The organism is Sphingomonas radicis, from assembly GCF_051400635.1.
In the GTDB taxonomy this organism is placed as follows: Bacteria; Pseudomonadota; Alphaproteobacteria; order Sphingomonadales; family Sphingomonadaceae; genus Sphingomonas.
In genome coordinates, this window is sequence record NZ_JBLFFG010000002.1 from 168999 (window position 1) to 182313 (window position 13315).

Annotated in this window: 12 protein-coding genes; 10 read left to right on the forward strand and 2 right to left on the reverse strand. The window is 66.5% G+C overall.

The window, feature by feature from the left end; translation table 11 throughout:
• Positions 1-14: 14 nt before the first annotated feature.
• From ACMGDH_RS07770 to ACMGDH_RS07810, 9 genes are read left to right on the forward strand one after another with little or no spacing between them, the layout of a single operon-like run.
• Entirely contained in the window at positions 15-626 is a 612-nt protein-coding gene (locus ACMGDH_RS07770; RefSeq protein WP_436827380.1) for an NADH-quinone oxidoreductase subunit J, read from the forward strand.
• Positions 623-928, forward strand: coding sequence for an NADH-quinone oxidoreductase subunit NuoK (nuoK, locus tag ACMGDH_RS07775; protein WP_029724228.1), 306 nt, complete (start codon positions 623-625; stop codon positions 926-928). The genes ACMGDH_RS07770 and nuoK overlap by 4 nt, the downstream gene beginning before the upstream one ends.
• Complete coding sequence (gene nuoL, locus ACMGDH_RS07780) at positions 928-3009, forward strand: NADH-quinone oxidoreductase subunit L (RefSeq protein WP_436827381.1); 2082 nt, start codon at positions 928-930, stop codon at positions 3007-3009. The genes nuoK and nuoL overlap by 1 nt, the downstream gene beginning before the upstream one ends.
• Positions 3006-4574, forward strand: a complete 1569-nt coding sequence (locus ACMGDH_RS07785) for an NADH-quinone oxidoreductase subunit M (RefSeq protein WP_436827382.1) — start codon at positions 3006-3008, stop codon at positions 4572-4574. The genes nuoL and ACMGDH_RS07785 overlap by 4 nt, the downstream gene beginning before the upstream one ends.
• A complete protein-coding gene (gene nuoN / locus ACMGDH_RS07790) occupies positions 4574-6031 on the forward strand; it encodes an NADH-quinone oxidoreductase subunit NuoN (RefSeq protein ID WP_436827383.1) in 1458 nt (485 codons plus the stop codon). Before ACMGDH_RS07785 ends, nuoN begins: the two co-directional genes overlap by 1 nt.
• Positions 6032-6078: 47 nt before the next feature.
• A complete protein-coding gene (locus ACMGDH_RS07795) occupies positions 6079-6747 on the forward strand; it encodes a biotin--[acetyl-CoA-carboxylase] ligase (RefSeq protein ID WP_436828215.1) in 669 nt (222 codons plus the stop codon).
• Between the two features lie 11 nt (positions 6748-6758).
• Positions 6759-7538, forward strand: a complete 780-nt coding sequence (locus ACMGDH_RS07800) for a type III pantothenate kinase (RefSeq protein ID WP_436827384.1) — start codon at positions 6759-6761, stop codon at positions 7536-7538.
• Positions 7539-7550: 12 nt separating this feature from the next.
• Positions 7551-9185: a ribonuclease J gene (locus ACMGDH_RS07805; protein ID WP_436827385.1), complete on the forward strand. Its 1635-nt coding sequence runs from the start codon at positions 7551-7553 to the stop codon at positions 9183-9185.
• Between the two features lies 1 nt (position 9186).
• Positions 9187-9450: a DUF1467 family protein gene (locus tag ACMGDH_RS07810; RefSeq protein WP_436827386.1), complete on the forward strand. Its 264-nt coding sequence runs from the start codon at positions 9187-9189 to the stop codon at positions 9448-9450.
• 16 nt (positions 9451-9466) lie between these two features.
• Here the strand turns inward: ACMGDH_RS07810 and ACMGDH_RS07815 are convergent, their stop codons facing one another.
• Positions 9467-11716 (reverse strand): hypothetical protein, encoded by a 2250-nt coding sequence (locus ACMGDH_RS07815; protein WP_436827387.1) that lies wholly within the window; start codon positions 11714-11716, stop codon positions 9467-9469.
• A 122-nt stretch (positions 11717-11838) separates the two neighbouring features.
• Between ACMGDH_RS07815 and ACMGDH_RS07820 the strand changes: the two genes are divergently transcribed.
• Positions 11839-12132 (forward strand): Hpt domain-containing protein, encoded by a 294-nt coding sequence (locus tag ACMGDH_RS07820; protein WP_436828216.1) that lies wholly within the window; start codon positions 11839-11841, stop codon positions 12130-12132.
• On the opposite strand, the gene ACMGDH_RS07825 is transcribed toward ACMGDH_RS07820, so the two are convergent.
• On the reverse strand, positions 12129-13307 hold the full coding sequence (locus ACMGDH_RS07825) for a vWA domain-containing protein (RefSeq protein WP_436827388.1): 1179 nt from the start codon (positions 13305-13307) through the stop codon (positions 12129-12131). The genes ACMGDH_RS07820 and ACMGDH_RS07825 overlap by 4 nt on opposite strands.
• Positions 13308-13315 lie beyond the last annotated feature (8 nt).

Below are 13315 nucleotides of genomic sequence, written 5' to 3' on the forward strand. Positions count from 1 at the left end.
GTGACGCTGCGCGCATGATCCAGCTTCTCGCCTTTTATCTGTTCGCGTTCGTCGTCCTGGCCTCCGGGGCCATGACGATCCTCTCGCGCAACCCGGTGCATAGCGTGCTGTGGCTCATCCTCGCCTTCTTCAACGCGGCGGGGCTGATGGTGCTCGCGGGCGCCGAGTTCATCGCGATGCTGCTCGTCATCGTGTACGTCGGCGCGGTAGCGGTGCTGTTCCTTTTCGTCGTGATGATGCTCGACATCGATTTCGCCGAGCTGCGTGCGGGCGTGATGCGCTATGCCGCGGTGGGCCTCGCGCTCGCGATCGCGCTCGTCGCCGAGATCGTCATTGCGATCGGTGCCTATAGCGCGGGCGGGCTTCAGCTTGGCCGCCGCATCGCGCCGATCGACGCTGGAGTGCCCAACATCGAGGCGATCGGGCGGCTGCTCTACACGCGCTACCTGTTCGTATTCGAAGGCGCGGGGCTGGTGCTGCTGGTGGCGATGATCGGTGCGATCGTGCTCACCTATCGCCAGCGCAGCGACGTCCGCCCCCAGAACATCAACCGCCAGATCAACCGGCGTTCGAAGGATGCTACGCGCAACATGAACCCACCAGTGGGGCAGGGGGTCGAGCTGTGATCGGCGTCACCCATTATCTGGTCGTCTCGGCGATCCTGTTTACGCTGGGCGTGCTCGGCATCTTCATGAACCGGAAGAACCTGATCGTCATCCTGATGGCGATCGAGCTCATCCTGCTCGCGGTGAATCTCAACCTCGTCGCCTTCTCGGCGGCCTTGGGCGATCTCGTCGGCCAGGTCTTCGCGATGTTCGTGCTGACCGTCGCCGCAGGCGAGGCCGCGATCGGGCTTGCCATTCTCGTCATCTACTTCCGTAGCCGGGGCACGATCTCGGTCGACGACGTCAATCGGATGAAGGGCTGATGTCGCCGATTCTCCTAATCGTTTTCCTGCCGCTGATCGCGGCGGCGGTCGCGGGTCTGTCGAACAAGGCGTTCGGCAGCGCCTTCCCCAAGATAGTCACCACGGGCGCGCTGTTCGTCTCGTGCGCGCTCTCCTGGCCGATCTTCCTCCAGTACCTCCATGGCGCCGAGGCGACCGTGGTTCCGGTGCTCAACTGGATGGTCTCGGGCGACTTTCACGCCGAATGGGCGCTGCGCGTCGACTCGCTGACCGCAGTGATGCTGGTGGTGATCACCAGCGTCTCGGCGCTCGTCCACCTCTATAGCTGGGGCTATATGAGCGAGGACCCGGATCAACCGCGGTTCTTCGCCTACCTCTCGCTCTTCACCTTCGCGATGCTGATGCTCGTGACGGCGGACAACCTCGTCCAGATGTTCTTCGGCTGGGAAGGCGTGGGCCTCGCGTCCTACCTGCTGATCGGATTCTGGTTCCGCAAGCCGAGCGCCAACGCCGCCGCGATCAAGGCCTTCGTGGTCAACCGCGTGGGTGACCTCGGCTTCATGCTCGGTATCTTCGGCACCTTCCTGGTGTTCGGCACCGTCTCGATCCCTGCGATCCTCGAGGCTGCACCCGGCATGGCCGGCTCGACTATCGGCTTCTGGAGCATGCGCGTCGACACGATGACGCTGCTATGCCTGCTGCTGTTCATCGGGGCGATGGGCAAGTCGGCGCAGCTGGGGCTCCACACCTGGCTTCCCGACGCGATGGAAGGCCCGACTCCGGTGTCGGCGCTGATCCACGCCGCGACGATGGTCACCGCGGGCGTGTTCATGGTCTGCCGCCTCTCGCCGATGTTCGAAGTGAGCCCCACCGCACTCGGCGTGGTCACCTTCGTTGGTGCCGCGACCTGCCTGTTCGCCGCGACCGTCGGCCTGGTGCAGACCGACATCAAGCGCGTGATCGCCTATTCGACCTGCTCGCAGCTCGGCTACATGTTCTTCGCCGCAGGTGTCGGCGCGTACGGCGCGGCGATGTTCCACCTGTTCACGCACGCCTTCTTCAAGGCGTTGCTGTTCCTCGGCGCCGGCTCGGTGATCCATGCGATGCACCACGAGCAGGACATGCGCTTCTACGGTGGGTTGCGTAAGCACATCCCGATCACCTTCTGGACCATGACCGCGGGCACGCTCGCGATCACCGGCGTCGGCATCCCCGCGGTGCTCGGCAACCATCTCGCTATCGGGTTTGCCGGCTTCCATTCGAAGGATGCGATCATCGAGGCGGCTTGGGCCGCGGGCGTGCCGAGCGCCTTCTGGGTCGGTGTGTTCGTCGCGCTGCTCACCAGCTTCTATTCGTGGCGCGTGGTGTTCCTCACTTTCTTCGGCAAGCCGCGCTGGGCAGGCTCGGAGCACATCCAGCACGCCGCCCACGACGCGCACGGCCACGACCATGCGCACGACAAGGGTCCCGCGCAGGAAGGTGCCGGGCACGAGCCGACAGCGCACGAGATCCCGCACGATCACGGTCATGAGGGCACCGCGGGCTATCACCCGCACGAGAGCCCGTGGGTGATGCTGCTCCCGCTGCTGCTGCTCTCCGTCGGCGCGATCGCGGCGGGCTATGTCTTCCACGGCTTCTTCATCGAAGCCGAGGAGGGCGCGCATTTCTGGAACGGCGCGCTCGCGTTCGACACGCATCTGATGCACGCGATGCATGAGGTGCCGACCTGGGTGAAGCTCTCGGCGACCGTCGCGATGCTCTCGGGGCTGGTGATCGCCTGGTACGCGTACATCAAGCGTCCGAGCTTCGCCGGCGCAGTCGCGGAGAACTTCCGCGTCGTCCACACCTTCCTGCTCAACAAATGGTACTTCGACGAGCTCTACAACTTCCTGTTCGTGCGCCCGGCATTCGCTATCGGCCGCGTCTTGTGGAAGGCGGGTGACGAGAAGACCATCGACCGCTTCGGCCCCAACGGGCTCGCCAATATCGTCCGCCTCGGCAGCGTCGGCGCGGTCAGGCTGCAATCGGGATATGTCTACACCTATGCGTTCATCATGCTGATCGGCCTCACTGCGGCGCTGACCTGGGTGATCGCAGGATGAGCGGCTTCCCGATCCTCACCGTCATGCTCGCTGTTCCCGCACTCGCGGCGGTGGCGTGCCTGTTCGTCAATGCGCAGAGCGCCCGCTGGATCGCGCTCGTCGCGACTTTGGTCGATCTCGTCCTGGGCGGCCTGCTCTGGGCCAACTTCCAGATCGGCGGCGAGCAGTGGCAGTTCGTCGAGCACGTCACGCTGTTCCGTCTCGGCTCGGCCGAGTTCGCCTGGGCGCTCGGCATCGACGGTTTCGCCCTGCTGCTGATCCTGCTCTCGGTGTTCCTGATGCCGATCTGCATCGGCGCGAGCTGGGAAGCGATCGAGCAGCGCGTCCCCGAATATATGGCTGCGATGCTCGCCACCGAAGTGCTGATGATCGGCACTTTCGCGGCGCAGGACCTGTTCCTCTTCTACGTCTTCTTCGAAGGCGGGCTGATCCCGATGTTCCTGATCATCGGCATCTGGGGCGGGGCGAACCGCATCTACGCGTCGTACAAGTTCTTCCTCTACACTTTGCTCGGCTCGCTGCTGATGCTGGTCGCGATGATCGCGATGGTGCTGACCACCGGCACCACGTCGATCCCGGCGCTGATGGCGCACGACTTCGCACCGCACGTCCAGACATGGCTGTGGCTCGCCTTCTTCGCCTCGTTCGCGGTCAAGATGCCGATGTGGCCGGTCCACACCTGGCTTCCTGACGCGCACGTCCAGGCGCCGACGGCAGGTTCGGTGATCCTGGCAGGCGTGCTGCTCAAGCTTGGCGGCTACGGCTTCCTGCGCTTCTCGCTGCCGATGTTCCCCGAAGCCTCGGCGCAGTTCATGTCGCTCGTCTTCGTGCTCTCGTGCGTTGCGGTGATCTACACCAGCCTCGTCGCGCTGGTGCAGACCGACATGAAGAAGCTGATCGCCTATTCGTCGGTCGCGCATATGGCGATCGTGACGATGGGGCTGTTCGCGCTCAACCCGCAGGGGATCGACGGCGCGATGATGGTGATGCTGGGCCACGGTCTGGTCTCGGGCGCGCTCTTCCTGTGCGTCGGCGTGATCTACGATCGGCTCCACACCCGTGAGATCGATCGCTACGGCGGCCTCGCGATCAATATGCCGCGTTACGCCACGCTGTTCCTGCTCTTCACCATGGCTTCGGTCGGTCTGCCGGGCACGAGTAACTTCGTCGGCGAGTTCCTGGGCCTGATGGGGACGTACAAGGTCTCGACCGTCACCGCGTTGCTCGGCACCACCGGTATCATCCTGGGCGCCGCCTATATGCTGTGGCTGTTCCGCCGCGTCGTCTGGGGCGATCTGACCAAGGAAGACGTCAAGGCGATGCCGGACCTGTCGCTGCGCGAGATCGCGCTGCTCGCGCCGATCGCCGCGGTGGTGCTGTGGATGGGCGTATATCCCGAAAGCTTCCTCGCCCCGATGCGTGCCGACACTGCGCGCCTGGTGGAGCGCGTCTCGCGCGCCGCACCTCCGGGTGACTCGCAGCCAACTCCGGGCAATCCCGCCGCCGCCGCTGCCGCGCAAGCTGGCCACGGCGAAGCCGCCTCCGCGCACGGGGAGGCACATTGATGAGCTATTCGATGCAACTTCTGATGGCGCTCCCCGAGCTGGTGCTCGCCGTGGGCGCAATCCTGCTGATGCTGGTCGCCGCATGGGGCGGCCAGGCTTCGACCCGGCTGGTGAGCTGGGCCGCCGTGGCGGTGTTGCTCGGCGCGGGCATCTCGCTCGCCGGGCCTGCTTCGGCGGGCGGCACGGCCTTCGACGGCCTCTACCGCGCCGACATGTTCGCGGCCTTTGCCAAGGTGCTGATCTTCGCCGCGGCCGCGGTCTCGATCGTGATCGCCCCGCGCTTCTTCCAGCGCACCTCGGGCGACGACCTGCGCCCCGAATATCCGGTGCTGATCCTGCTCTCCGCCGCCGGCATGGGGATGATGGTCTCCGCGGGCGATCTGATCACGCTCTACGTCGGGCTCGAGCTCCAGAGTCTTTCGGCCTATGTGCTCGCCAGCTTCATGCGTCGCGACACGCGCTCGGCTGAGGCAGGCCTCAAGTATTTCGTCCTGGGTGCGCTCGCCTCGGGCATCCTGCTCTACGGCATCAGCCTGGTGTACGGCTTCTCGGGCACCACCTTGTTCGGCGGCATTGCCGAAGCTTATGCGGCAACGCCCGAGGGCGGCCGCAACTTCGGGCTGCTCTTCGGCCTGGTGTTCGTCTTCGCCGGCCTCGCGTTCAAGATCAGCGCCGTGCCGTTCCACATGTGGACGCCCGACGTCTATGAAGGCGCGCCGACGCCGGTGACTGCCTTCTTCGCCTCGGCGCCCAAGGTGGCGGCGGTCGCGCTCGCAGTGCGCGTCGCGGTGGAGGCGATGGGGCCGGCGCTGCACGACTGGCGCCAGATCGTGATCTTCGCTTCGCTCGCCTCGATCGTGCTCGGGGCGGTCGGCGCGATCGGCCAGACCAATATCAAGCGGCTGCTCGCCTATTCGTCGATCAACAACGTCGGCTTCGCGCTGGTCGGCCTGGCCGCGGGCACCGCGGAGGGCGTGTCGAGCGTGCTCGTCTACATGGCGATCTACGTCGTGATGACGCTCGGCAGCTTCCTGGTGGTGCTCCAGATGCGCGATGCCGAGGGCGGCTCGATCGAGACGATCGAGAGCCTCTCGGGCATGTCGCGCACCCGGCCCGGGCTCGCGCTCGCGCTGGCGATCTTCATGTTCAGCCTGGCGGGCATCCCGCCGCTGCTCGGCTTCTTCGCCAAGCTGGGCGTTTTCATGGCTGCGGTGCAGGCGGGCCTGTGGGTGTTCGCAGCGGTCGCGGCCGCCGCATCGGTGATCGGCGCCTATTATTACCTCAAGATCGTCAAGACGATGTATTTCGACGCGCCCGCACCGGCCTTTGCCGGTCGTGCCGACGCAGTCGAAGGCGGGCTGATCGTGCTCACCGCGACGGCGATCTCGCCGGTCGGCTGGCTGTTGCTCGGGCCGCTCGGCCTGTGGACCGCAGCGGCCGCAAGGGCGCTGTTCTGAGCCACACCCTCCGGACCGCCGCGGAGACGGGCTCGACCAACGCCGACATGGCCGAGCTCGCCCGCAGCGGCGCGGCCGAAGGTCTGTGGCTGCGCGCCGAGCGCCAGACCGCGGGAAAGGGCCGGCAGGGTCGTGCCTGGGAATCGCCCGCAGGCAATCTCTACGCGAGCACGCTGGTGCGCCTGCGGCCGACCGATCCTTCGCCCGCCACTCTCGCGCTGGTCGCCGCGGTCGCGCTGGAGGAGACGGTCTCCACCTTCCTGTTTACGGGCGAAGGCGCGGGTACGGTGCTGAAATGGCCCAACGACTTGCTCGTCGGTGGCGCAAAGCTGTCCGGCATTCTGCTCGAACGTGTGGAGAATGCTGTGATCATCGGCTTCGGCGTCAACCTCGCGCATCATCCGCAGAGCCTCGACCGGCCGACCACCAGCCTTGCCGCTCATGGCCCGGTCCCCGATCCGCAGGTCTTCGCCGAGACGCTGGCCGAGGCCTTCGCGCGGTGGCTGGCGCGCTGGCGCGGAGAAGGGATCGGCGCGGTCCGCGATCGCTGGATGGCACGCGCGCATCCGCCGGGCACTGCGTTGACCGCGCGCCTGGCGGACGGCAGTGCCGTGGAGGGGCTGTTCGAGGGGCTGGATGGGCAGGGCGCGCTCATCCTGCGCTTGGCCGACGGCGGCCGCCATGTCATTCACGCAGGCGACGTGTTCCTGCTCTGAAGGGGAAAGCGATGCTGCTCGCGGTCGACGCCGGCAACACCAATGTGGTTTTCGCGCTGGTCGAGAGCGGAGACGTCCGCGCACGCTGGCGGATCGCCACCGATCCGCGGCGCACTGCCGATGAATATGCCGTGTGGCTGAGCCAGTTGCTTGCGCTCGAGGGCTATGACCGTTCGGCCGTCACCGGCGTGATCATCGGCACGGTGGTGCCGCGCGCGCTCCACAATCTGGAGGTGCTGGCGCAGAAATATTTCAAGACCGAGCCGGTGATCGCCGGGCAGGGCAAGGCCGAATGGGGCTTCCCGCTCGACGTGGACGAGCCGGGCAACCTCGGCGCAGATCGCGCGCTCAACATGATTGCCGGCCATGCCCGGCATCCCGGCGACCTGCTCATCATCGATTTCGGCACTGCCACCACCTTCGACGTGGTCGATTATCGTGGTGCCTATAAGGGCGGGATCATCGCGCCGGGCATCAACCTGTCGCTCGACGCGCTCGTCACTGCGGCGGCAAAGCTGCCGCGCATCGCGATCACCGCGCCCGAGGGGACCAGCGTTGTCGGCCGCAACACGGTCGACCAGATGCACATCGGCATCTACTGGGGCTATGTCGCGATGATCGAGGGGCTGGTGGCCCGGCTCAAGGCCGAGGTGGGGCGCCCTTCCAAGGTTATCGCAACCGGCGGGCTCGCGGTGCTTTTTGAGAAGCGCACCGATGTGTTCGACGTGATTGAACCCGATCTGACCATTCAGGGGTTGGCCATGCTGTGGGAACGCAGCGTCGCGGCCTGACAAGGAATTACAGTGAAACCCGGTAACGAACTCCTCTTCCTCGCGCTCGGCGGCTCGGGCGAGATCGGCATGAACGTCAATCTCTATGGGACGCAGGGCAAGTGGCTGATGGTCGATTGCGGCATCACCTTCGGCGACGCCAATTATCCGGGCGTCGACGTGATCCTGCCCGACCTCCAGTTCATCGAGGAACGGCTCGACGATCTGCTCGGCATCGTGCTCACACATGGGCACGAGGATCATATCGGCGCGCTGCCCTATCTCGCTGCCGATCTCGACGTGCCGCTCTATGCCACCCCGTTCACTGCCGGCCTGATCCGCGGCAAGCTCGAGGAAGAAGGGATCGAGGACCGGATCGAGCTCAATGTCGTCGATGAGGAGGGGCCGTTCTCGATCGGGCCGTTCACGATGACCTACACGCCGCTCGCCCATTCTATCCCCGAGGGCAACGCGATCCTGATCGAGACCCCCTATGGCCGGATCTTCCACACCGGCGACTGGAAGCTCGACGACGCGCCTTCGCTGGGCGGCGCCTCGACCGCCGCGGAGCTGACTGCGATCGGCGACGAGGGCGTGCTCGCACTGGTCTGCGATTCGACCAACGTGTTCAATCCCGAAGCCTCGGGATCGGAAGCGGACGTACGCACCGGGCTCGACGAAGTGATCGGCGCAGCGAAGGGGCGCGTGCTCGTCACCACCTTCGCTTCCAACGCCGCACGGCTCCAGACTTTGGGCGAAGTCGCGCAGGACACCGGCCGCGCGCTGTGCGTCGCCGGGCGCTCGCTCGACCGTATCATCCGGGTTGCGCGCCAGACCGGCTATCTGCGGGACTTCCCCGAGACGGTCGACTTCGACACCGCGATGACGATGCCGCGTGACAAGGTGCTGATCGTCGCGACCGGCGGGCAGGGGGAGCCGCGCGCCGCGCTTGCGCGGATTGCCGACGGGACGCACCAGCTCAAGCTCACCGAAGGCGATCTCGTCGTCTTCTCGTCGCGCCAGATTCCCGGCAACGAGATCGCGATCGGCAAGATCATGAATACGCTGGCGGCCAAGGGCGTCGACATCGTCACCGATCGCCAGGCCTTCATCCACGTCTCGGGGCATCCCGGCCGGCCCGAGCTCGCCGAGATGTACCGCTGGATCCGCCCCGAGATCGTCCTGCCGGTGCACGGCGAGGTGCGGCACATGCATGAGCAGGCACGCTTCGCCAAGTCGCTGGGCGTGCCCCGCGCGATCACCCAGGTGAATGGCGAGATCTGGCGTCTGGCGCCGGGTGCGCCCGAGCGAGTCGGCTTCGCGCCCGCCGGGCGGCTTGTGCTCGATGGCGACGTGATCCTTCCGGCGGACGGCTCGACGATCAACGAACGGCGTCGCGTTGCGCTCTACGGCCAAATTTCGGTCGCGGTGGCAGTGCGCGGCGGCAAGCTGGCGGGCGCACCGCAGGTGCGCATCCAGGGCGTGCCGGTGGAGGAGGACAAGGAAGCCTTCCTCGAGGAAGCCGCCGCCGCCGCCAAGGAAGCGGTCAGGAGCGACGGGCGCAACATTGAAAAGCTGCGCGAGAGCGTCCGTCTCGCGGTTCGCCGCGCGGCGACGCGCTTCACGGGCAAGAAGCCGGTGGTCGATGTGCTGATCGTGGAGATCTGACGTGCGCTGGCAATCCGCGCTCGCGATCTATTTCCTCTTCTGGACCTTCTCGGTGTTCCTGGTGCTGCCTTTCGGCGTGCGGACTGCGCACGAGGCCGGCGGCGAGCTTGTCCCCGGTCAGGCCGAAAGTGCGCCGCACGACTTCTCGGTGAAGAAGCTGCTGCTGCGAACGACGATCGTCTCGGCGATCCTCTTCGGGCTCTTCTTCCTCAACTATCTCTATGGCTGGGTCACGCCCGCGATGCTCGACTGGGCGCGCCCCTAGGCGCGTCCCGGGCTTCTCAGGTGCGCAGGCGCTCGATTGCCTGCGCCAGCACGACGTAGAGCTTGCCCATGTCCGACGAGAGTAGCGTGATGCCCAGTTGCGATCCGTCTCGCAGCGTCAGGATGTGGCGCAGCATCCCCTCGAAGTCGTGGATGTAGCGGTTGACGTTCTCGCGGAACGCAGCGTCGGCGTCGTAGAGGCGTGCGACTTCGCGTGACTGCGCCGGATCGAGCAGCCGCACCGCTCGCCGGGTAAAGACGCCCCGGTCGCCCTTCAGATAGGCGGCCCAGGCGCTGTCGGCGACTTCCGCCGAGAACGCCTTGGCGATGTCGATCGCCGAGGAGTTGAGCGCCTCGATCAGCAGCGAGACGCGGCGCGAGAAGCTGTCGCTGTCGGCCGCTTCGATCTCCGCGCGCGCATCCGCGATCTGGGCGTCGATCTGCGAGGTGGTGTTAGCGAGCGCCATCATCTGCTGGCTCAGCCGCTCCGAAGCGCGCGCGGCTGCGCCCACCGCGGCTTCAGTCGCCTCGGCAAGCTCGGCGAGCTGCCACCGCACCGAGCCGTCAACTGCACGCCGAAGAGCGGTGGTACTGGCTTCCTCAAGCGCACGGGCCGCTCCGGGCGCAATTCCCGCCATCGCGTCACGGGCATGATCCGCGGCCGCGCTTGCGGTCTCGCGAACTCGGGCCAGCGCGTGCACCAACTGCGGCGCGGCGGTCTCGGCGAAACGCCGCGTGGTTTCGATCGTCTCATCGACAACGTCGCCGACTGCAACCACCTGTTCGCTGCTGGTCGCGAGCGTCTCGAGCAGCGACGCCTGGGTTTTGGCAAGCGAGTCGCGCTGCTGGCCGATAACATCGGCGATCGCTTCGATCGCCTCGTGGGTGCTTTCGGCGGCTGAAACCAGTGCCAGCAAATCGGGCCTGGTGCCGGCTACGACCTGACGGCTGGTCGCAATCCGCTGATCGAGCCGGCTGAGCGCCGCGGGAAGCGTCTCGTCGATCTCGCGTGCCGAGGCGTCGAGAGCAGTGAGCAGATCCTCGGATGTACCGATTACTCTGCGCGCCAGATCGTCGCCTGCACGCAATGCCTGCGCCATCGCATCCATCGATGCATGAAGCGTGCTTACCGACGTGGCGAGCGCATGGGTACGCTCCATGCCCGAGGCATGCAGCGTCTGCAGTTCCCGGTCCAACCGGTCGACGCCGCCCGAAAGCTCGGCGAACAGCGCCTCGCCGCGGCCCTGCTCCTCGCCGAGCCGTGCGCTGATCCGGCCGATCCGTTCTTCGATCTCGGCCATTCGCCCACCCAGCGCCTCGGCGCTGTCGCGTCCTGCGCGGTCGAGCGCCGCCTGGTTGGCGCTCAGCATCGCGAGGATCGCCTCGCCCTGCGCGGCGATCCCCTTGCGAGCCTCGTCCACGGCCTGGGCTGCGCTCTCGAGCACTATGTCCACTGCGGACGACATCTCGCCGGTAACCTGCTCAAGCCGCGCGCTCGCCGTCTCGCTGGTGGCTTCCATCCGCGCGATATGTGCGGCGAGTCGTTCGGCCGCGCCCCCGGCGATCGAATCAGCTTCGCGCCCGCGCTCCGCCAGCGCGGTGAGCTGGGCGTCGAGCGAGGCTGCGCGCTGGCTGGCGAGCAGCCCGGCGGCGTCCACGCGGTTCGCCATCTCGCGCATCTCGTCATGCGCCCTGGGCAGCGACGACAGCACGATCTCCACACGACGTTCCGCATCGGCCGAGGCTTCGGCGAGCGTACGCGTGCTCGTGTCGAGCGTGCGCGCCTGCTTGCCCATGGTCCCGGAGACCGACTCGAGCCGCTCGACCGCCCGATCGCCCATCGCGATCAGCATGTTGGTCTGTTCGGCCAGGAGCTCGCGGTTCTCGCTGATCTTGCGTGCGAGGGTCGCGACGACGCGCTCCAGGCTCGCGGCCTCGGCACGCATCGCGCGGGCAGTGGCGCCGAAGCGTTTCGCCTCGGCGCGGCTCGTGCGCAGCGCGAGCAGGTAGAGGATGGCGATCAGCGCTGGCGGCACGCACATCGCCGCCAGCAGCTCGATCAGCGCCACGGGCTCCATCGGGCCGCGCAGCGCCGGGAGTGCGAGCCAGATGGCCCCGGCGATCCAGCCGAGCACGGCGACCACTGCGATGAGGGCAGGCAGCCAGCTAGCGCCGCCCCGAACTGGCTCGTCCTCTTCCTCGATCTCGTACACGGGCTCGGCATGAACGAAGTCTCCGACTTCGGGCTGTCCGTTGCCGGTGCTCACAACGCGTTTCGCGAATTCTGCGGGTTGTCCCCCAATCATACACCGGGTGTATCACAAATCGCCTCGCCGCGAACAGCGCCAACGCAACCAATGATTAAGCCATGCGCTCTAGCATCGTGCGCATGGCTTACGATCCCGGTGCAATCGATGCGACCCTGGCGGCAGCGGTAGGCGACGAGCCCGCGCTGATCGCCGAACTGCGCGAAGCTTTCCTCGAAAGCGTGAACCGCTGCATCGGCGCCTTGCGAGGCGCGGACAGCGCACAGAGCTGGACTGCGGCCGCGCTGCGGCTCAAGGGCCTTTCGGCAAGCTTCGGGGCGGTTCGGCTCATGGCGCTGGCATCCGAAGCCGCCACCGGTCCGGCCCACGACGGCGCGGTCCTGCGCCGCATCCAGCGCGCGGTCGAGCGCTTCTAGCGCTTCCGGCTCAGCTCGCGCATCGCATCGTCCAGACCAGCCAGCGTGAGGGGGTACATGCGGTCCTGCATCAGCTCGCGGATCAGGCGGACCGATTGGGTATATCCCCAGTGCGCCTCCGGCAACACGTTGAGCCACACCGCAGCGGGATAGGTGCTGACGAGGCGCTGCATCCACACCGCGCCGGCTTCCTCATTGAAATGCTCGACCGAGCCGCCGGGGTGGGTGATCTCATAGGTGCTCATCGAAGCGTCGCCGACGAACACCAGCTTATAGTCGTGGCCGTATTTGTGGAGCACCTGCCCTGTGGGCGTCCGCTCTGTGAAGCGGCGGGCATTGTCCTTCCACACGCCCTCGTAGACGCAGTTGTGGAAGTAGAAGAATTCGAGGTTCTTGAACTCGCTGGTCGCGGCCGAGAACAGCTCCTCGCAGAGCTTGATGTGCGGGTCCATCGATCCGCCGACGTCGAGGAACAGCAACAGCTTGACGGCATTGTGCCGCTCGGGGCGCATCCGAACGTCGAGCCAGCCTTGGCGCGCAGTGCCGTCGATCGTCGCGTCGATATCGAGCTCGTCGGCCGCGCCCTCGCGCGCAAAGCGGCGCAGCCGGCGTAGTGCCAGCTTGATGTTGCGCGTGCCCAGCTCGCGCGTGCTGTCGAGGTTCCGGAACGCACGCTGGTCCCACACCTTGATCGCGCGGCCATGCTTCGATTCGCCGTCGATCCGTACGCCCTCCGGATTGTAGCCCGAATTGCCATAAGGCGAGGTGCCGCCGGTGCCGATCCACTTGCTGCCGCCCTGATGCCGCGCGTGCTGCTCCTCCAGCCGCCGCTTGAGCGTCTCCATGATCTCGTCCCACGATCCCATCGCGCGGATTTGCGCCATTTCCTCGGGCGTCAGGAACTTCTCGGCGACTGCCTTCAGCCATTCCTCGGGGATCTCGCCCGGAGCAACGCCGTAGGTCGCGGCGATGCCCTTGAAGACCCTGGCGAAGACCTGGTCGAACCGGTCGAGCAGTCCCTCGTCCTTCACATAGGTCGCGCGTGCCAGATAGTAGAATGCCTCGGGCGTGCGCTCGATCACCTCGCGGTCGAGCGCTTCGAGGAGCAGCAGATGCTCCTTGAGGCTGGCCGGGATGCCCGCAGCGCGCAGCTCGTCGAGGAAGGCCAGGAACATGCTTGCGT